General features: G+C 45.2%; 22 protein-coding genes and 1 riboswitch. Of the genes, 19 read left to right on the forward strand and 3 right to left on the reverse strand.

Annotation, left to right across the window (positions count from 1 at the left end; translation table 11 throughout):
- Positions 1 to 22: 22 nt before the first annotated feature.
- Positions 23 to 187 carry an IS3 family transposase gene (locus AS034_RS19735; RefSeq protein ID WP_082641752.1) on the forward strand — a complete coding sequence of 55 codons (165 nt, stop codon included), beginning with the start codon at positions 23 to 25 and terminating at the stop codon, positions 185 to 187.
- Positions 188 to 417: 230 nt separating this feature from the next.
- Positions 418 to 1452, forward strand: coding sequence for a nitronate monooxygenase (locus tag AS034_RS19740; RefSeq protein WP_058299874.1), 1035 nt, complete (start codon positions 418 to 420; stop codon positions 1450 to 1452).
- A 48-nt stretch (positions 1453 to 1500) separates the two neighbouring features.
- Here the strand turns inward: AS034_RS19740 and AS034_RS19745 are convergent, their stop codons facing one another.
- Positions 1501 to 3201 carry a pyruvate oxidase gene (locus AS034_RS19745; protein WP_058299875.1) on the reverse strand — a complete coding sequence of 567 codons (1701 nt, stop codon included), beginning with the start codon at positions 3199 to 3201 and terminating at the stop codon, positions 1501 to 1503.
- 109 nt (positions 3202 to 3310) lie between these two features.
- Here AS034_RS19745 and gpmA point away from each other — a divergent pair, with 109 nt between their 5' ends.
- The 6 genes from gpmA (at position 3311) to AS034_RS19775 (ending at position 8159) form a co-directional block, all read left to right on the forward strand.
- A complete protein-coding gene (gene gpmA, locus AS034_RS19750) occupies positions 3311 to 4081 on the forward strand; it encodes a 2,3-diphosphoglycerate-dependent phosphoglycerate mutase (RefSeq protein WP_058299876.1) in 771 nt (256 codons plus the stop codon).
- Positions 4082 to 4210: 129 nt separating this feature from the next.
- Complete coding sequence (locus AS034_RS19755) at positions 4211 to 4915, forward strand: DUF421 domain-containing protein (RefSeq protein WP_058299877.1); 705 nt, start codon at positions 4211 to 4213, stop codon at positions 4913 to 4915.
- A gap of 134 nt (positions 4916 to 5049) precedes the next feature.
- Positions 5050 to 5110, forward strand: a riboswitch (Fluoride riboswitch).
- A gap of 76 nt (positions 5111 to 5186) precedes the next feature.
- Positions 5187 to 5564 carry a fluoride efflux transporter CrcB gene (crcB, locus tag AS034_RS19760; protein WP_419184997.1) on the forward strand — a complete coding sequence of 126 codons (378 nt, stop codon included), beginning with the start codon at positions 5187 to 5189 and terminating at the stop codon, positions 5562 to 5564.
- The gene (gene crcB / locus AS034_RS19765; RefSeq protein ID WP_058299879.1) at positions 5561 to 5929 is read left to right on the forward strand and encodes a fluoride efflux transporter CrcB; all 369 of its coding nucleotides are present in this window, start codon (positions 5561 to 5563) and stop codon (positions 5927 to 5929) included. Before crcB (AS034_RS19760) ends, crcB (AS034_RS19765) begins: the two co-directional genes overlap by 4 nt.
- A gap of 152 nt (positions 5930 to 6081) precedes the next feature.
- A complete protein-coding gene (locus tag AS034_RS19770; RefSeq protein WP_058299880.1) occupies positions 6082 to 6609 on the forward strand; it encodes a P-loop nucleotide/nucleoside kinase family protein in 528 nt (175 codons plus the stop codon).
- A gap of 272 nt (positions 6610 to 6881) precedes the next feature.
- Positions 6882 to 8159, forward strand: a complete 1278-nt coding sequence (locus AS034_RS19775) for a histidine--tRNA ligase (RefSeq protein WP_058299881.1) — start codon at positions 6882 to 6884, stop codon at positions 8157 to 8159.
- Between the two features lie 315 nt (positions 8160 to 8474).
- On the opposite strand, the gene AS034_RS19780 is transcribed toward AS034_RS19775, so the two are convergent.
- Positions 8475 to 8816, reverse strand: coding sequence for an SdpI family protein (locus AS034_RS19780; RefSeq protein WP_244888209.1), 342 nt, complete (start codon positions 8814 to 8816; stop codon positions 8475 to 8477).
- A gap of 190 nt (positions 8817 to 9006) precedes the next feature.
- On the opposite strand from AS034_RS19780, the gene AS034_RS19785 reads away from it, so the two are divergent.
- The 6 genes from AS034_RS19785 to AS034_RS19815 all read left to right on the forward strand — a co-directional run bounded on the left by AS034_RS19785 (position 9007) and on the right by AS034_RS19815 (position 13440).
- A complete protein-coding gene (locus AS034_RS19785) occupies positions 9007 to 9624 on the forward strand; it encodes an NUDIX hydrolase (RefSeq protein ID WP_058299883.1) in 618 nt (205 codons plus the stop codon).
- A gap of 23 nt (positions 9625 to 9647) precedes the next feature.
- Complete coding sequence (locus tag AS034_RS19790) at positions 9648 to 9962, forward strand: DUF3221 domain-containing protein (RefSeq protein WP_141687777.1); 315 nt, start codon at positions 9648 to 9650, stop codon at positions 9960 to 9962.
- A gap of 49 nt (positions 9963 to 10011) precedes the next feature.
- Positions 10012 to 10392, forward strand: a complete 381-nt coding sequence (locus tag AS034_RS19795) for a hypothetical protein (protein WP_058299885.1) — start codon at positions 10012 to 10014, stop codon at positions 10390 to 10392.
- 33 nt (positions 10393 to 10425) lie between these two features.
- Positions 10426 to 10902 (forward strand): NUDIX hydrolase, encoded by a 477-nt coding sequence (locus AS034_RS19800; protein ID WP_058299886.1) that lies wholly within the window; start codon positions 10426 to 10428, stop codon positions 10900 to 10902.
- A gap of 45 nt (positions 10903 to 10947) precedes the next feature.
- A complete protein-coding gene (locus AS034_RS19805) occupies positions 10948 to 11376 on the forward strand; it encodes a hypothetical protein (protein WP_058299887.1) in 429 nt (142 codons plus the stop codon).
- A 933-nt stretch (positions 11377 to 12309) separates the two neighbouring features.
- Positions 12310 to 13440, forward strand: a complete 1131-nt coding sequence (locus tag AS034_RS19815) for a serine hydrolase domain-containing protein (RefSeq protein WP_058299889.1) — start codon at positions 12310 to 12312, stop codon at positions 13438 to 13440.
- Positions 13441 to 13574: 134 nt separating this feature from the next.
- Here the strand turns inward: AS034_RS19815 and AS034_RS19820 are convergent, their stop codons facing one another.
- Positions 13575 to 14087, reverse strand: a complete 513-nt coding sequence (locus AS034_RS19820; RefSeq protein WP_058299890.1) for a DUF3189 family protein — start codon at positions 14085 to 14087, stop codon at positions 13575 to 13577.
- Between the two features lie 311 nt (positions 14088 to 14398).
- Between AS034_RS19820 and AS034_RS19825 the strand changes: the two genes are divergently transcribed.
- The 5 genes from AS034_RS19825 to AS034_RS19845 are packed head-to-tail and all read left to right on the forward strand — an operon-like array spanning position 14399 to position 17451.
- Positions 14399 to 15664 carry an ATP-binding protein gene (locus AS034_RS19825; protein ID WP_058299891.1) on the forward strand — a complete coding sequence of 422 codons (1266 nt, stop codon included), beginning with the start codon at positions 14399 to 14401 and terminating at the stop codon, positions 15662 to 15664.
- A gap of 55 nt (positions 15665 to 15719) precedes the next feature.
- A complete protein-coding gene (locus AS034_RS19830) occupies positions 15720 to 16190 on the forward strand; it encodes a GNAT family N-acetyltransferase (protein ID WP_058299892.1) in 471 nt (156 codons plus the stop codon).
- A gap of 58 nt (positions 16191 to 16248) precedes the next feature.
- Positions 16249 to 16446 carry a hypothetical protein gene (locus AS034_RS19835; protein ID WP_058299893.1) on the forward strand — a complete coding sequence of 66 codons (198 nt, stop codon included), beginning with the start codon at positions 16249 to 16251 and terminating at the stop codon, positions 16444 to 16446.
- A gap of 55 nt (positions 16447 to 16501) precedes the next feature.
- Positions 16502 to 16723 (forward strand): DUF3953 domain-containing protein, encoded by a 222-nt coding sequence (locus AS034_RS19840; protein ID WP_058299894.1) that lies wholly within the window; start codon positions 16502 to 16504, stop codon positions 16721 to 16723.
- Between the two features lie 23 nt (positions 16724 to 16746).
- Complete coding sequence (locus AS034_RS19845; RefSeq protein WP_058299895.1) at positions 16747 to 17451, forward strand: Type 1 glutamine amidotransferase-like domain-containing protein; 705 nt, start codon at positions 16747 to 16749, stop codon at positions 17449 to 17451.
- Positions 17452 to 17466: the final 15 nt, after the last annotated feature.

Genomic DNA, 17466 nt, shown 5'->3' on the forward strand with positions numbered 1-17466 from the left:
TGCGACAATCAAAAAAGAACTTATCTATCGTTCTAGATTTAAAACAAGGGATGAAGCGACAAAAGTCATTAACCACTATATTTCAAACCGGTACAACGAGAGAAGAAAACATTCAAAGCTGGGGTATCTTTCCCCAAACAATTTTGAGAGAAATTATCAGCGTTCAAACCTGGACTCAATCTCATAAATTCATCTTAGGCGTTAGAGGCAATCAATCTTGGTTTTAGATTGATTGTTTCTAATGCCCCACCAAACGAAAGTGCGGTAGGGATTTCAGCTAAAACATTCTCATTTTTAGGTGTCCATTTTCTTGACAGAAGTCCAATTTTTCGAAGATTTACGGTTGAAATTAAAAGATTCACTGGAGACAAGCCAGTATACAGCCCAAAACAATCCCTTTTCATAGGAGGTATAAACATGAACGACTTGATAAAGCTTCTTTCGATAAAAAAACCCATCATCCAGGCACCGATGGCAGGTGGAGCGGTGACGCCATCACTCGCCTCTGCCGTTTCAAGCGCCGGCGGACTCGGCAGTCTCGCTTCCGGCTATTTGCATCCCGATGCAGTGGAAACTCAGCTCCTTGAGATGAAGCAGCAAACTGACCGTCCGTTTCAGGTGAATCTTTTTGTGCCAAAAGAGGAAGAGGCACCTTCTGGCGAACAGGTTCAACGTTGGAAGGAACTCATTCCCCATGCCAATCGTGCCCGGCCGTTTACCTCCATCCAGGAGGAATGGCAGGATTTTTATCAGAAAGTAGATTTGCTCGTGGAACATCGTGTGAGGATATGTTCTTTCACGTTTGACCTCCCTCCTGAAGATGCGGTGAAGAAGCTGAAAGATGTGGGGTGTATCTTGCTTGGAACGGCCTGTTCGCCGGAAGAAGCTTTGCTGATGGAAGAGCGGGGCATGGATGCGGTTGTCTTGCAGGGGAAGGAAGCCGGTGGTCACCAGGGAGCATTTTTGCCAGCATCAAAACCGGTTGAATTGAGGGCCCTGATCACGGAAACGGCTGACCGTATTGGTATCCCGGTTATCGCGGCAGGCGGGATCACGGATGAAAAGGACGTAAGAAAAGCCCTGGCTCTCGGAGCGCAATGCGTTCAAGTCGGAACCGCATTTCTCGTCTGTAAAGAAAGTGCGGCCCATCATGTGCACAAACAGAAGATCTTCACCGCTTCAGCTTCTGATACAAGACTGACGAAAGTATTCTCAGGTAAAGAAGCACGGGGAATCGTGAATGCATGGATGGAAGAAAATAAGCATCGTGAACAGGACGTGCTGCCTTATCCGTACCTCAATACATTGACAAAACCGATGCGGCAGGAAGCTGCGACGCGTAATGATCCGTCCCATATGTCGTTATGGGCGGGGCAGGGTGCTGGAAGACTGAGTAAGGAAATGAATGTTAAAGAATTGATGGAGAAATTGTGGAATAGCAAGGGAACATAATGAAAGCCCGTCCCGGCGTATGCAAACTCACGCTGGGACGGGCTTTTTTTATAACGGAGGCAGGTCCAGCTTCCCTTCCTGAAACAGCTCTTTCACCATATGCTTCGTATACCCGACGGCTTGTGAAAACTGGATTTTCCCAGGCATCGGTGCTTCGTCGACATCGATGACAACATCGACGATGCAGGGTTTGTTTTGCATGACGGCCTTTTGCAGGGAAGGGAGGAGATCTTCCGAACGCTCGACCCGGTATCCTACACCGCCGCAGGCATCCGCATATTTGGCGAAGTCCGGGTTGTGGAGATCGGTTCCGAACTCAGCATTCCCCATGACTTCCTGTTCGAATTTGATCATGGCGATTTTGTGGTTGTTCATGACGACGACTACCATCGCCAGGTCGTATTTGACTGCTGTCACGAAGTCGGCCATCATCATCCCGAAACCGCCGTCTCCGCATACCGCGAATACCTGTCTGTTCGGGAAAGCGATTTTTCCTGCAATCGCACCCGGGAGGCCGCAGCCGAGCGTGGCGAGCCAGCTGGAGATGACGAATGACTGATTTGTCATATGGAAATGCCTCGCCATCCACACCGTGACGTTCCCCACATCTACCGACATGACCGCATCATCCGACGCCACCTGCTGCAGGGCACGGACGAGGCGCTGCGGCTTGATCGGTTCGGATTCGTCCGCTTCCTGCTTCTCGAGTTTTTCCCACCACTTGTTCATTCGTTCTTGATTCTTTTCTAAAAACTCCCGGTCTTCCTTCCTTGAAATCTGTTCTGTGAGCCATCTGAGAGTTGCACCTGCATCACCGGCAAGTCCGACATCCACCGGGACGCGCTTTCCGATCTGGGTAGGGTCGATGTCGATTTGGATCGTCTTTGCATGTTCAGGCAGGAATCCCGTGAACGGGAAGGAGGTCCCGATCATCAGAAGAAAATCGGCTTCCTGCATCGCTTCATATGACGGTTTCGTTCCGATCAGGCCAAGACCGCCAAGACAGTACGGATGCTTATCTGGTATGACCCCTTTTCCAGGCAGGGTGAGAACGACAGGAGCGCCTATTTTTTCTGCAAATGCCAGCAGGGTTTCCCTTTCACCGTGCACACCATTCCCTGCGAGGATGACCGGCCGTTCAGCCTGTTCAATAAGTACCTTCGCCTTATTCAGATCATCCTTTTGCGGCGCAAGCTCCTGTTTGACGGTAAAATTGGTCGTGATCCGCGCTTCTTTTCCGACTTCAAAACGCGGGATGTCATCCGGAATGGTCAGGACGGCCACCCCTTTTTTGGCATAAGCGGTCCGGATTGCCTGGTTGACGACGGCCGGCAGCTGCTCGGCCGACATGATGCGCTGATTGTAGACAGCGACGTCATCGAACAGTCTATCGAGATTCACTTCCTGAAAGTAGTCGGTTCCCATTAAATCCGTTTCGACCTGGCCGGTGATTGCGAGGACTGGGGCCTTGTCGAGTTTCGCATCATATAATCCGTTCAACAGATGGATGGCACCCGGACCGGCAATGGCCGTACATACACCAAGTTTCCCTGTCAATTTTGCATAAGCGGCAGCGGCCAGCGCACCGGCCTCCTCATGGCGGACTTGAATGAATTTGATCTTATCCTTTGCTTTTCGTAAAGGCTCGATTATGGAATTGATCGAGTCGCCCGGCATCCCGTAAATATGGTCGACGCCCCATTCGATCAGCTGCTCGATTAATTTTTCACCTGCTGTTTGTTTGAACATCACTCGTTCACCTCTTCATATATAGATAGGATTAGTGTGGTACATTCCGGTGAAAATAATTCTTTCCCTGGATGCACATACTGAAAAAAACGGAGCAGGGTGATGAGTGATGAAGAAAATTGTGTTTATCCGGCACGGCGAGAGCCGCTTTAATCTTGAGCACCGGTTTACAGGCTGGACGGATGTAGACCTGACCGATGACGGCTACAAAGAGGCAAGGATCGCGGGGGCCATTCTGAAAAAAAATGGCTATCTCTTTGATGTGGCCCATACGTCGGTCTTGAAGAGGGCGATCAGGACGCTTTGGATCATGCTTCATGAGATGGATCTCGTATGGATCCCGGTCTATAAATCATGGAGACTGAATGAACGCCATTACGGCGGGCTGCAGGGACTCGACAAAGAAGAGGTGCGGGAGCAGTTTGGTGAGGAACAGGTATATGAATGGAGGAGATCCGCCGATGTCAGGCCACCGGACAGCTCGGTTGAAGCGCATCAAAAGGATCTCGAAGACCCAAAATACGCATCGATTGGAGAGGGGAATGTCCCTCTTTCGGAAACACTGCTCGATACAGAGCGGAGGGCGATTGTATACTGGAACGAAACCATTGCGCCGAGCATCAAACGTAACCAGCGTGTACTTGTATCCGCCCATGGCAACACGCTACGGGCACTGGTCAAGCATCTTGATCATATCCCGAATGACGGCATCGTCACACTCAATATCCCGAACGGCATTCCGCTCGTCTACGAATTGGATGACGAACTTCAGCCCATCAGGCACTACTACCTCAACGAGGACGGGGAAATGCCCGAGGGAGAGGTGCCGAAACATATAGACCTCGACGACCCTGAATTTGATTTTCATTGGATGGGATAGAGGCTGAATCCGGGTCAGGGGGACAGGTACCGCGGCCCTTTTTGGTCAGGAAATAGTCTATGGCATGCGATTACGGAGCTAAAAAGTGTATGAACGAATACAAATGCCGAATACAGGAGTTCTAAAAGTATGAACGAAATTTTAATCACTGCAGCAAGGACTTTCATCAGTTTTATCGTGTTATTGCTGGTCACCTTCACGGTCGGAAAGCATATCAATTCGCACAAGAATCACTACAGTTTTGCTTTATCAGTAACGATTGGTTCCTTGATAGCTAATATGGCTTTCAACCTCAAAGTCAAGTTTTCTTATATGTTCATTTCCTACATTACATTGATCGCTTTATTTTACATTGCCATGGTACTATCCAACGGAAACCGGAAGATGAGGAAATGGATTTCGGGCGGGCCAACTGTTTTAATCGAGAAAGGCAAGGTTCTGGACCATAATATGAAAAAGCTTAAGTATACTATCGATGATTTGAACCAGCTTTTAAGAGAGAAAGATGTGTTTGATATCACTCAGGTAGAATATGCACTCCTCGAGGTGAGCGGTGAATTGTCCGTGTTGAAAAAAGAAGCATTCCGGCCCACGACGAGGAGTGATCTTTCGTTGCCTTCAAGCCAGATGTCCCTCCCTGTTGAAGTAATTATGGAAGGGGAGCTCGTCTCTAAAAATTTGACTGGAGAGTACAGTCAAGAATGGGTCAGGAATCAATGCCAGATAAGGAATGTCCAACTTGAGGATATTTATTATGCAGTGGTCAACAGCAAGGGGAAGTTGTTTTTTGACTTGTATGATGATGATCTGAAGAAGCCTGCGGATGTTGAGTAGTGAGTGGACTTTCGGTATTAAACGAATGCTTTAGTCAGAATTCAGTATAAATCTTGAAAAGTCAGCATAAAGTGAATCGGACTCACCAGGCAGATTTGCCGTCTGGGATATTAATATAGTATGATAATTATGGAAACCCTACAGGTGATGGAGTTCACCTTTAACCGCCGGAAGGCTAATGACTCCTGTCAGTGTTCTACTGCTGGCAGGAGTCATTTTTATTAATGGTAAAATATGTATTTATTTGTTCGTGTTTGGAGGAATTGGGATGATACCATATCTATTGGTCGGACTTGCAGGTTCACTTGGGGCGATGCTCCGCTATTGGGTCGGCTATGCGTTCTTTGATGACAGCGGCCTGTTCCCGTATGCGACGCTTACGGTCAATTTGACCGGAAGCTTTGTTCTTGCCTTTTTTACAACAGGGCTTGTCAAGAAGTTCTCGCTGCCGGGACATGTGAAAACGGCAATCGGGACCGGATTCGTCGGCTCGTTTACGACGTTTTCGACTTTGAGCGTAGAGACGGTGACCCTTTTTGAGAATGGGCACATCTTATTGGGTGCAGTTTATGTTATTGTCAGTATTCTAGGAGGATTGGCTATGAGCCGGATTGGATTCCGCGTGCAGATAGGGGAGGCGGCGAGATGAGCTTTTTCACGTTTTTACTAGTGGGGGTCGGCGGTTTTTTGGGGGCGGTCGCCCGCTATTCAGTCAGTCAATACTTCAATGAAAACCATACTTTCCGTCTGCCTTCTGCCACGCTGTTCGTGAACGTTCTTGGTTCTTTCCTGTTGGGGCTGCTGATCGGAAAAGGGACCAGCGAAATGTGGAGCCTCCTGCTGGGCACCGGATTCCTCGGGTCATTCACAACCTTCTCCACATTCAAGCTTGAAGGGATCCAGCTTCATGTCGACAAGAGAAGAAAGGACTTTATCATGTATAACGTGATTTGTTACGGCGGCGGGATCCTGCTTGCGTTCGTCGGGTATGAGATTGGACGGTTGTTTGCTTAGGCTGTCGGGATGTGAACGAGGGGGACAGGTACCGCGGCTCATTTTTTAGAAGTGGTTTTTCGGTATATTCTTTCACCGCAAGCGTAGAATGTTTACACTAAATACAGCTGAACAAATGAATCCATGAAGACTAGTAGTATGGGGGGTGCGGGATGTTTAAAAACGTTGATTTTAACCGGATTTTAAGTGATCGCAGCAAAGAAAGGGCTTTAGTGGTGATGATGTGCGGTGTTGCCGGTTCAGGGAAGACTACGTTTTCTAAAGGGTTGGAGAATGAAGGCTTTGTGCGTCTTTCCATTGATGAAGAAATTTGGGCGACCAAGGGACGGTACGGGGTTGACTTTCCCATTGAAAAAATCGAGGAATATAAAAAAGAAGCCGAAGAGACCTTGCGCAGCCGGTTGATCGGGCTGATCCGCCAGAAGCAGGAAGTGGTGATTGATTTCAGCTTCTGGGACCGTGCCAGGAGGGACCGATATAAAGAACTCATTGAAGATTCCGGCGGCAAGTGGAAACTCGTTTATTTAAAGGTTCACCCCGATGATTTGCGCGAACGGCTCCAATTGCGTAATCAACGGTTTGATGCCAACTCGTTTCCCATTTCGGAAGAATTATTATCTTCATATCTTGAAGGTTTTGAAATTCCTGAAGGAGAAGGGGAACTGGTGGTGGAGAATTAGGGTGGCTGGAACCGTTGTTGTTGCCAGAATTAGAGAATTCTATTGATTTCTCATTTCCCATATGTTACCTTTATCTAAATTCAGAGGTGAGTAAACATGGTTAACGCTATATCGAAATCATTTTTACAACGGCATCATCATATCGAGTAACCTTGCTATCCGATTTTCAATAAATCGCAAATAGGAAGGTTATTTCTCATGAACCGCATTTGATTAAGTTTTCACTTACATCAGGTGCGGTTTTTTATTTTACAAAAAAAGGAGAGAAAAGCATGAAGAAGATGGATTATCAGAATGTAAAAGGGACGCAGGATTATTTACCGGAGGCGGAAACGGTGAGGCGGAAGATCAGGCGGACGCTCGAGGATGTGTTCATCCAATATGGCTGCAAGCCGCTTGAGACGCCGATCCTGAATTATACGGAGCTGCTCGCTTCGAAGTACGCCGGAGGGGCTGAAATCCTTGAGGAGATGTACACCTTATCTGACAGGGGCGGAAGGGATCTGTCACTTCGTTACGACCTGACGATTCCGTTTGCAAAAGTAGCGGCAATGAATCCTGGCCTCAAGATGCCTTTCAAACGCTATGAAATCGGCAAGGTGTTCAGGGACGGCCCGATCAAGGCAGGTCGGTTCCGTGAATTCACTCAGTGTGATGTCGATATTGTCGGAGTGGATTCGCAGCTGGCCGAAGCGGAACTGATGGCGATGGGATTGGAGGCGTTCCGCAGGCTGGGGTTGAATGTTGTGATCCAGTACAACAATCGGAAGCTTCTGACGGGAATCGTGGAAGTGTTCGGCGTCCCGGCTGACAAGATCAATAAAGCGGTATTGATCCTCGATAAGCTTGAAAAAGTCGGGATCGGGGCGGTTATCTCTGAATTGAGTGAACTGCAGGTTTCGGAGGCGGCACAGCGATTAATTGAGCGATTCCTGACGGACAAAGACAATCGGTCCCTCGATTATTTTGTACCATATTCCCGCAGGAATGAACTGGTGAAAAAGGGGCTGGAGGAATTGCAGGAGCTGATGTCTGTTATCGATTATCTGGGGATTGATGACCGGTGTGTATTTAACCCGTTCCTGGCAAGAGGACTTGAAATCTATACCGGAACCATCTATGAACTTTTTTTATCAGACGGATCGATCAAATCAAGCATCGGCAGCGGAGGAAGATATGACAATGCCATCGGGGGGCTCCTTGGGACGGATGAAACCTTTTCGACGGTCGGCATCTCGTTCGGACTGGACGTCATTTATGCGGCGATTGATGGGAAAGAGTCAGCCACTGAACCCGCGCTGGACTATTTTATGATCCCAATGGGAACGGGGAAGGAAGCACTGCTTCTGGCGAATGAACTGAGGGCAGATGGTTACAGAGTAGAATGTGATATGAGCAGCAAAAAACTCGGGAAACTCCTCGATAAAGCAAACAAAGACGGAGTCAGGAACGTCATTATTATTGGAGAAGATGAAGTAAAGAAGAGCAGGTATAAGACGAAGGATATGGTGACGGGGGAGGAGAAGGTTTATTCTTATCGGTTTAGGTGAGCGGTGGTGGGGGCAAGGAGAAATTATGGTTAAAATAGAGCTGCGTTACCTGTCACATTGGATATTTTTTACTAAATATGAGTTTTTATTGTAAATCTAAGAGATTTTTAAACCGCAATAAGGCAAACTTCCAAAAGAGCGGACGACTAAGGTTTTAATAGCAAGATTATTAATATATTTATTTTTATTGTGCCGCTTTCATGGTAATTGCGCCACTTGTCGAATTTTCTTTGCGGCTCGATGATGCCCCTAGCCAGACACGTTCACGAAAACCCTAACTAAAATGGGTCAAGGGACCTGTCCCCCTGACCCGCATCACATCCTGTTGGAGTAGAGTAAGACTTGAATTGTGGGAATGATGATGATCAGGCATGGCATGAATGTCAGGAAGATGGATAACGGTTCGGAAAAAGGGGCTAGGAAAATGGAGACGATCCCTGCAATCAGCAAAGGGATGGACCACATGATAAATCGTTTAGCCCCGAATCTGTTGATTTTGTACCACATTTCGTCAGACTCGAATGATCTGCCGATCCGCATGCCATAGAAGTGATTCATCTTTATTTTTCCCTTGTATAGGGGAATGTTCAATCCGATTAATAACAAAGCGACTGCGATATTTGTAAGGGCGGGACCAAGGTTTTCCATTGTCATCACTCCTTCCAAGCTAACTTTCCCCTAATCATAATTCCTCCATTTTAGCTTTTTGGTCGAACACTTGCCGTTTTCTACATTCGATACATCTAGAAAAATATCCTTTGTGTGACTGAAGTTTCTTATAAAATTTTCTGAGTTTACTAATTTTTATCAGGTAATATTTGGTACAATCAAAGTGAGGTGATTCATTGTGGAACCGAAATGGCTGGAATGGGCGAAACAGCTGCAGGCAATCTCGCAGGCTGGGTTGACCTATTCCAAGGATGTATATGACTTGGAACGATTTGAAATGATCCGGGAGATGAGCGTTGAAATGATGGCTCAGAATACCGAGATGGATGAAACGTTGATACGGGATTTGTTTGCCGGTGAAACAGGGTATGCCACACCGAAAGTGGATATCCGGGCGGTCGTATTCAAGGAAAATAAACTATTGATGGTCAGGGAAACGACTGACGGAGACTGGTCGCTTCCGGGCGGCTGGGGTGACATTGGACATTCTCCGGGTGAAGTAGCGGTGAAGGAAGTAAAGGAAGAAGCCGGGTTTGACGTTAAGGCTGTGAAACTGCTTGGTGTGCTGGATAAAAAATGCCACCCGCATCCTCCATCGCCTTATCATGTGTATAAACTATTCATCCTGTGTGACATCATCGGAGGGAAGCCGGAAGAAGGAATCGAAACGAGCGCCGTTGGTTTCTTTGCGGAAGATGAATTGCCGCCGTTATCAGTAGCGAGGAATACAGAGTCGCAGATTAAGATGATGTTCAGACATTTGTACCATCCAGGGGAAGATGTGTTTTTTGATTAAATTTATCCATGTGGGAAGGTTCAGTGAAACTCTCTATGAGATTATGTATCTTTGTTTTGACGGGCTTTTTACTGGCGGCATGTCATACCTCTGGATCGGGGGACAAAAACAATGCTGTTTCTGCATCATTCAAAGGTAAGATAGAAGAAATCTTTGAAAACAGAGCCATAGTCCAAGTTGAAAACGGGAATATCACTGGGCGGGTATTTATCGATCTATCAGTGAATAAAACAGTGAACTTTCAAGTAGGTGACAAGATAAAAGTGGGATATGACGGGCAAATTAGGGAGTCGGATCCTGCACAGGTAAATACTCTATCAGTAAAGAGGATGGAGTAGCTGCATTCCGTTTATCAAATTACCATTCCATAGAAATTAGGAGGAAGCCATGAAAGGTAAAGAATTAGAAGAGGCAATTGACTTTAAAAAGTTAACCATTGTGGAACTGCAGATAAAAATCGAGGAACTTAAAGAAAAGTATCCTGAAGCAAACAAGCTGGTATATGTAACCCAATCCGCATTGATCGAAGCTGATTTTCAGATGGAGCTGGCAGAACACTTGGAAGAGGAACCTATACTGGGTCGTTCATTGCAAGAGTACGAGATTAGACCGGAAATTGATATTAAGGAAAAGACTATCGTCAATCTATCTGCTTGTATTTATTTGAAAGACGTTAAGCTGATACCATTTTCTTCACCGAACGAACCTACATATCTGGAAGAGTTTATTTTATTTTCCGATCACCTGCTGGGAATCACCATGAAGTGATTCACCGAAAGTTCGCCAAGGAGGTTACTACATATGGATTACGTAAAAGACCTGCGGAAAAAAGTCGGAAGCAGACCATTGATCTTAACCGGCTCTGTTACCTTGATCATGAATGAATTCAATGAACTTCTCCTCCAGCATAGGGTCGACGGCGGCTGGGGGCTGCCCGGCGGATTGATGGAACTCGGGGAAAGCCTGGAGGATACGGCAAGGAGAGAAGTGAAAGAGGAAATCGGACTCCAAGTGGGTGAACTGAAGCTGCTGGGCATATTTTCAGGACCTGATTATTATTTTAAAGTAGCAAACGGAGATGAATTATATTCAGTCACTGCAGTATTTGTTACTAGGGATGCAAAAGGGGAGATTTGTATGGAACCGGAAGAATCCATAGAGTTAAAGTATTTCAAACTGAATGAATTGCCAGATGGATTAACGGAGGAATACAGGAGTTATGTTCTGCCTTATGTCGATGAGATGGCTGCGAATGAGCCGGAGGGACAGGTACCTTGACCCAGCAAAGATCGTCATTATTCAACCGGAAAGGGGGAACTTAGTGTGAAATTGAAACCTGTTTTCTTTATGTTTTGCATTTTTGCGGCAGTCTGTTTAACCAGCTGCAGGGAAGAAAGTGATGATACAGCCATATTGGACTCCGAGCCAGTTGAAAAAGTGTCGATGCAAGGTACAGAAGGCAAATTCGAAATCGTTAAGGTGAATGGAACATCCGAAGAACCACCATTCCCGGTTGGAGAGGGCCGTCATTATGAGGTCTATTTTTCAGATGACTCGATTGAGGTTAACGGAAAAAAGTATAGTATGACGGCAACCCACAAGGAAACGGGAGAGACCGTCGACCTTTATGAAGCGGTAATTAACAACAACAGGAGCGGCGCCAAATTCGCATTGGAAAAAACGGGGATCTGGAAGATTGAAGTAGCTGTAGATGGAGAGCATTATACAGGCTTTGACATTGAAGCAGAGTAGGAAAGAGGAGAGAAGTAGTAAAGAGTGTGCTGGTCTGCTATTAAGTAAGTGACATGACTGTTTTAAAACTATTTGGAATCATTTTAGCATTTATGGGGGCAGGTGGGGAGCCATGATAATTTTAGCGTTTTGTAATATATTCTTAGGAATTGCAACCATTGTTATGCTTTCAAAGGGGTGGGAAAAATTTGATAGCTGGGTGTACAGAAGGTTTTCTGCAGCTTTTAATCAAATGACCTTATTCCTGTTCATAAGCTTGTTTTTATTTATATTATTCACAGTCATAACCGTTTTGATTGGGACCTTGAATCATTTCAGTCTGATTAACACATTCTTTGTAGCCAGCTTTATTCTACTCTGCGTCAATTTCTTCTCGCCGTACTATTCCAGTCACATGGTGAATGAAGAAAGAGTGTTCATGAGTATGCAGTGAAAATTCCCAATGATACGTCCGTGACGGTATTTGATTTAAAAATGACCCCATTCTTGATTGCTTCACTTGGCATTGTGGCGGTCACTGCAGTTGTGACGATTGCAATGATCTAACATTCTGGCTTCTGTAGAAGAAATAAACTTGAATTGCTATTTATAAGACAGACAGGAGTGAATTTTACAGACGAAGCATCAGTTTTTTAAAGAGTGACTTTATATTGAGCCTCTCATATTGTATTCAAGCAGTTATCGTACCGCTGTCAGGATAATTGCACCTCTTATTCAAATTATCGTGGCACTTTCCATATAATTGTGCCCCTTAATCAAATTATTGCGCCGCTTTTCCAGATTATCGAGCCACTTGTCGAATTTTCTTTGCGGGGTGATTTACTTTTCCTAATAGCCAATGGGAGCCCATTCTGTTTGATCATCGCCGGGCTGGCCGCCTAACAAAAAAGCCTTCTTTAAAGAAATTTAAAATATAACATTAAGGAGTATTATATGAATCAATCAATTACCAGCAAACTAGACAGTATATCGGATTATATAAAACAGATCATGATAGATCAGGGTGGAGTCGGTTTGAGTGTTGCCATTGTGAAAGGCGCTGACACAATCTATTCCAAAGGGTTTGGATATTCAAGGATTCAGCCTGGCATCCCAATTGATGGAGACACTGTGATGAGCATTCAAAGTATTTCAAAGAATTTCATGGCACTTTCTATCATGCAGCTAGTCGAAAGCAACAAGGTTTCATTGGATGATCCAGTTGTTCAGCATCTCCCATATTTTAGAACGAAGGATAAACAGCAAAGCGATGTGATCACGATACGCCACGTCTTGTCGCATACTGCAGGTTTTCCTTCAGATTTAGGGATCGGTAATATGACGGCTCCGAATGTCAGAGAAATATTTTCGGATACCCCGACTGAATTTCAAGAAGCATTAGACTACTATAACCTTACCGAAGAAGAGATTGATTCGGTGAAAACAAGGGAAGACATCACGAAGTGGTTTGAGAAAGTAGAATTGGAGTACCCGGCTGGGCAGGGTTGGAACTATTGTACGGATGCATATGTGATCCTGGGAGACTTATTTGAAAAAGTGACAGGGATAAAATGGGAAAGCCATCTTGAAGATAATATCCTTGCACCATTGAAAATGCAACGAACTAAGAGTGAACCGAATGAAGTTGAAAGAGATGCCAATAGTGCCAGGTACTATCTGGGAAAGGAGAAAACTGAAACTCCTTTTCCAAAAAACACACTGTCTGCACCCATTGGGTATTTGTATTCTACAGCGAATGATCTGGCGAAATATCTTTCCTTTCATTTGACAAAACAACCGGATATTTTATCTTCAGAATTAGTTGCGGAAATGCAGAAGCCTGTCCACCTTGTCAGGGAGGAATGGCGGTTCGGAAGTAAGTTCAGAAGTTACGGACTTGCATGGTTTACAGACCGGTACAAAGGGTTGGGGATTGTTGAACATGGAGGCGGCCAGATGGCTGTAAGATCTTTGGTGTCAATCATTCCCGAGCTTAACTTGGGAGTGGTTGTTTTACTTAATTTTGACGGAACAGCACATCATGACATTTGTGATAAGATCATCGACGTTTTTGCCGATTTCTAAGGTTGCTAATTATTTATCCGCTTAAACCTAAAACTGCTTCATTTCTGCGGTAAATGTGAAAACACGTTCAGGGACTGCATAACAGTCAACCGGTAATATAAAAGGAGCCGGTATGCAAATCCGGCTCCCTTCAGTTACTTATACATTTCATTCTCTAAAACGATTACATTATCCCTGCAAGGGATTTTTGCTGTTTCTTTCGTATTTTCCACCAAGCGATAGATATTGTCACAGCATTGCTGAGCGCCTCTTACCAATAAAGGTACTCCAAGTGAATCGATTTTCATCGTTCTCGATAAGAACCCGCCGATTGACATCGGAATCGGGACTGTGGGGGAAGTGTTTGAGAAGATGATCTTTTCATCAAAATGGAATCGATGCTGTAGCAGTATCGTCAGTTCCTTTAATGCAGGCACAACGAGTTTGTTCCGTTTTCTTCCGATTGTATACACGGGATTGCCCTCATCATCGATTCCATGAAAAATCAGCTTTCCGAAATCCTTCTTTGTAAGTTGATTGAAGTACGGTACATTCAATATCTCTTCTGATGTAAGAACTCTTTCGGACTGAGGCAGTTTTTTTAAGTGGTATGCGGCAGCAAGGGATGTTGTATGAGTCCCGCCAAAATCGTTATATATGTATATCATCAGGGAACCAATCCTTATTCGTTTGTGTCTTGGGATAACCGGTCACTACTTTTACCGCTTACTGTGTCTTACCCACATTATTATGTGACGTTGAATCACTGATTATGCAGGCATGTATACCTGCTTGAGACGTTTGGATTTTTTTGCATTCACTAGATAGGCGGTTTTATGCATTTTATTGGGAAATGGGCCTCGGTACCTGTCCCCAGGGCTTCTTTTTGAAGGTTCGTTGAAGGGATATTGGAAAAAGATGTCGAAGTTTTAGGGTAGATGACTAAAATATCGTGCTTTTGTCCTAAAGGGGTTCTTGTATGTTAGAGACGGTCCACCATTTAATTTTGCATGTTGTATTTATTTTATTTACTATTCTTCTGTTTCAGATGTTTGCAAGGGAATCAGAACTTGGCCCAAAAGGGTTCAATCTGCAGTTTCTGGCCATGAATATGGTGATTGTCGTGTTTACGATGGTTTTTCCCGTGGTTTATTCCAGTGGATATGTGTATGACTTTAAAGTGGTCCCGGTCATCCTCGCCTTTATCTATGGAGGAAAGAGAGCGGGATATGCCATGGTGATCGTACTCTTGGCATTCAGTTTTCTTACCGGCCATGTCTTCGATAACTTACTGGTGAATTATGCGATTTACAGCTTGCTCCTTATCCCATTCTCAAAATGGTATAGAAAAGCTGAATGGAAAAAGAAGCTTCTTATGATTACCTTATTTTATTTGTTGGTTCCGGGTACAAGAGCCATTTTCTTGCTTTTAAAAGGTATGCTGGAGCAGCTTCCGCTATTGCTGAGCTCCACAGTGGTTATTTGGCTGACACTATTAATCAGTATTTATCTCATCGAAAACAGGCTGGAGCAGGCAAGGATCAAAAAGGAACTGATAAAAGCGGAAAAATTCAATGTGGTCAGTCAGCTGGCGGCATCAGTCGCACATGAAATCCGGAATCCGATGACGACGGTCAGAGGATTCATGCAGCTCCTGCAGGGAGAAGGTCTGTCGAAGGAACAAAAAACCTTCATCAAGATTTCCATCCAGGAACTGGACCGGGCGCAGGAAGTGATCAATCAATATCTCTCACTCGCCAAGCCGCAGACGGAAGAATACGAAGTCTTCAGTCTGAGCGAGGCCATGAGTGAATCCGTTGAAGTTATGTCCACGTATGCAGTCATGAACAGTATTGAAATAAAGAAAGACATCGAGGAAGGGCTTATGGGAAAAGGCTTGAAGATTGAAATCCAGCAAGTTTTCATTAATATCCTGAAAAATGCAATCGAAGCCATAAAGGAAAACGGTGAAATAATGGCTGCTGCAGCACGGAACAAAGACGGCCAGATCGTCATCACCATCAAAGACAACGGAGCAGGTATGCCCCCGGAACAACTCAAAGTCCTTGGAAGCCCTTATTACTCCACAAAAGAAAAAGGAACAGGCCTCGGCCTCACCGTCTGCTACCAAATCGTCAAACGCATGAAAGGCGAAATCATCGTCAAAAGCGAACTCGGCAATGGCACAACGTTCACCATCATCCTGCCTGGGACATGTAGCGGGCAGGGGGGACAGGTGCGTTGACCCACTTTTAAACGATGAGTGAAGCTTAAAGTAACAGCATGATAGGAGGTTCACCATGTATAGGACAAGAAATGCGACAGATGCCGAAATCCCGCTCATGGCTGACCATTGGTACAGAATGGCATGCGAGATGTGTGAAATAGACGACATGCCAAAACCGGATATACATAGGATAGAAGAAGTGAAAAGCCTATTTATAAAGGAATCGGAAGCTGGACAGTTGATGTTCAGGGTGGCCTTGGATGAAAGTGATCAGATTGCAGCCTGCGCAGGAGGGCTTCTCAGGACAGAATATCCTTATCCGCTTGCAAAAGAGCAAAGTCTATTCGGCTGGGTAATTTCCGTATATACGCTTGAGAATCACCGCCATAACGGTCTCGCCTCTACATTAACCGATGAAGTGTGTGTATGGCTCAAACAAAACGGAGCCAAACGGGCAAGGCTCTGGTCCAGTTCAACAGGCAGAAGCGTCTATGAAAAGAACGGATTTAAACCGATGATGGATATGACAAAACCACTGCTTTGAATAAGGGAAGATGTCCAGCATGCTCATAAAACTCTCATTAAGGAGTTGTGTTGTCCAAGTGGAGAAAAATCAACGATTACGGATGATATGGATTATCCCTAATGTCTTCTGCTATATCATGTTTGCCGGAGTTTCTACATTCACAGTGATGTATGCAGGCGGACTGCGGGAAATCGACAGGCTGGGTCTCTGGGTCATTGCTATGATTATCCTGCGGTATCTCTTTTTGGAAGCTTACAGATCAGGAGATGGATAAAGGAAGGGAAAATGTAAACCGGGTTAAACCGTTTACAGTTAAGGAGAATAAATCGATGTTAAAAATTTTGCGAATCAGTCTGGCCTTGATTGGGTTAGTCATGGCACTATACGGATTTTTCACAGATAATTTCTGGCTGCAGCCATACACACTGTTCGTAATAGGTGTCATGCTCCTGGTAATGGGACTGGAAGAATTTCAAAAAGGACGTACAGAGTATGGATATATAAGTGTAGCGACTTGTATCTTTCTTATGATTGTCCTGTTTATCATCTAAACCAACGAAAGGCTGTGAATCAGATGAAACAACTTATCACGCTTGGCGGCGGAGGGTTCTCTATGGAACCGGAGAATCCATTATTGGACCGCTACATACTTGCCCAATCAGATAAATCAGATCCGAAGGTATGTTTTGTTCCGACCGCAAGCGGTGACTCGGATTCATACACCACTAGATTCTACGATTTCTTTGAAAAAGAAAACTGCCAGCCGTCCCACTTTTCATTGTTTAAACCGCCGACAAGGGACTTAGAGGGATTTTTACTAGAGAAAGATATCATCTATGTAGGAGGCGGAAATACCAAGAATCTATTGGTCTTATGGAAAGAATGGGGCCTCATCCCTATTTTTAAAAAGGCGCTGGAGCAGGGAATCATCCTGGCAGGGATAAGTGCGGGATCGATCTGCTGGTTTGAAAAAGGTGTGACCGATTCATACGGCGACGGGCTGGAAACGTTGGAATGCCTCGGATTCTTAAAAGGGAGCAACTGCCCTCATTACGATGGAGAAGCAGAAAGGAGACCTGCATACCATCGGTTCATTGAATCCGGGGAAGTGGGCTCTGGAATTGCTGCCGATGATGGGGCCGCAGTTCATTACATTGACGGAGCCATCCATAAAATCGTCAGTTCACGCCCCGATGCAAAGGCCTATAGGGTTTATTTTGACGGAAAGGTCATAGAAGAGGAGCTTGAGACGGAGTTCCTGGGTGAAAGAAATAACTAGAAAGAGGGAAGTTCC

Origin of the sequence: [Bacillus] enclensis (genome assembly GCF_001456935.1) — a bacterium.
Lineage (GTDB): Bacteria > Bacillota > Bacilli > Bacillales > Bacillaceae_B > Rossellomorea > Rossellomorea enclensis.

Excerpts from the sequence above, each read along its gene's own strand:
- AS034_RS19800 (WP_058299886.1), top strand. The coding sequence starts at position 10,426 with ATGGATTACGTAAAAGACCTGCGGAAAAAAGTCGGAAGCAGACCATTG.
- AS034_RS19740 (WP_058299874.1), top strand. The coding sequence starts at position 418 with ATGAACGACTTGATAAAGCTTCTTTCGATAAAAAAACCCATCATCCAG.
- AS034_RS19745 (WP_058299875.1), bottom strand. The coding sequence starts at position 3,201 with ATGTTCAAACAAACAGCAGGTGAAAAATTAATCGAGCAGCTGATCGAA.
- AS034_RS19775 (WP_058299881.1), top strand. The coding sequence starts at position 6,882 with ATGAAGAAGATGGATTATCAGAATGTAAAAGGGACGCAGGATTATTTA.
- AS034_RS19795 (WP_058299885.1), top strand. The coding sequence starts at position 10,012 with ATGAAAGGTAAAGAATTAGAAGAGGCAATTGACTTTAAAAAGTTAACC.
- AS034_RS19815 (WP_058299889.1), top strand. The coding sequence starts at position 12,310 with ATGAATCAATCAATTACCAGCAAACTAGACAGTATATCGGATTATATA.
- AS034_RS19830 (WP_058299892.1), top strand. The coding sequence starts at position 15,720 with ATGTATAGGACAAGAAATGCGACAGATGCCGAAATCCCGCTCATGGCT.
- gpmA (WP_058299876.1), top strand. The coding sequence starts at position 3,311 with ATGAAGAAAATTGTGTTTATCCGGCACGGCGAGAGCCGCTTTAATCTT.
- AS034_RS19755 (WP_058299877.1), top strand. The coding sequence starts at position 4,211 with ATGAACGAAATTTTAATCACTGCAGCAAGGACTTTCATCAGTTTTATC.
- crcB (WP_058299879.1), top strand. The coding sequence starts at position 5,561 with ATGAGCTTTTTCACGTTTTTACTAGTGGGGGTCGGCGGTTTTTTGGGG.
- AS034_RS19825 (WP_058299891.1), top strand. The coding sequence starts at position 14,399 with ATGTTAGAGACGGTCCACCATTTAATTTTGCATGTTGTATTTATTTTA.
- AS034_RS19820 (WP_058299890.1), bottom strand. The coding sequence starts at position 14,087 with ATGATATACATATATAACGATTTTGGCGGGACTCATACAACATCCCTT.
- AS034_RS19840 (WP_058299894.1), top strand. The coding sequence starts at position 16,502 with ATGTTAAAAATTTTGCGAATCAGTCTGGCCTTGATTGGGTTAGTCATG.
- AS034_RS19845 (WP_058299895.1), top strand. The coding sequence starts at position 16,747 with ATGAAACAACTTATCACGCTTGGCGGCGGAGGGTTCTCTATGGAACCG.
- AS034_RS19770 (WP_058299880.1), top strand. The coding sequence starts at position 6,082 with ATGTTTAAAAACGTTGATTTTAACCGGATTTTAAGTGATCGCAGCAAA.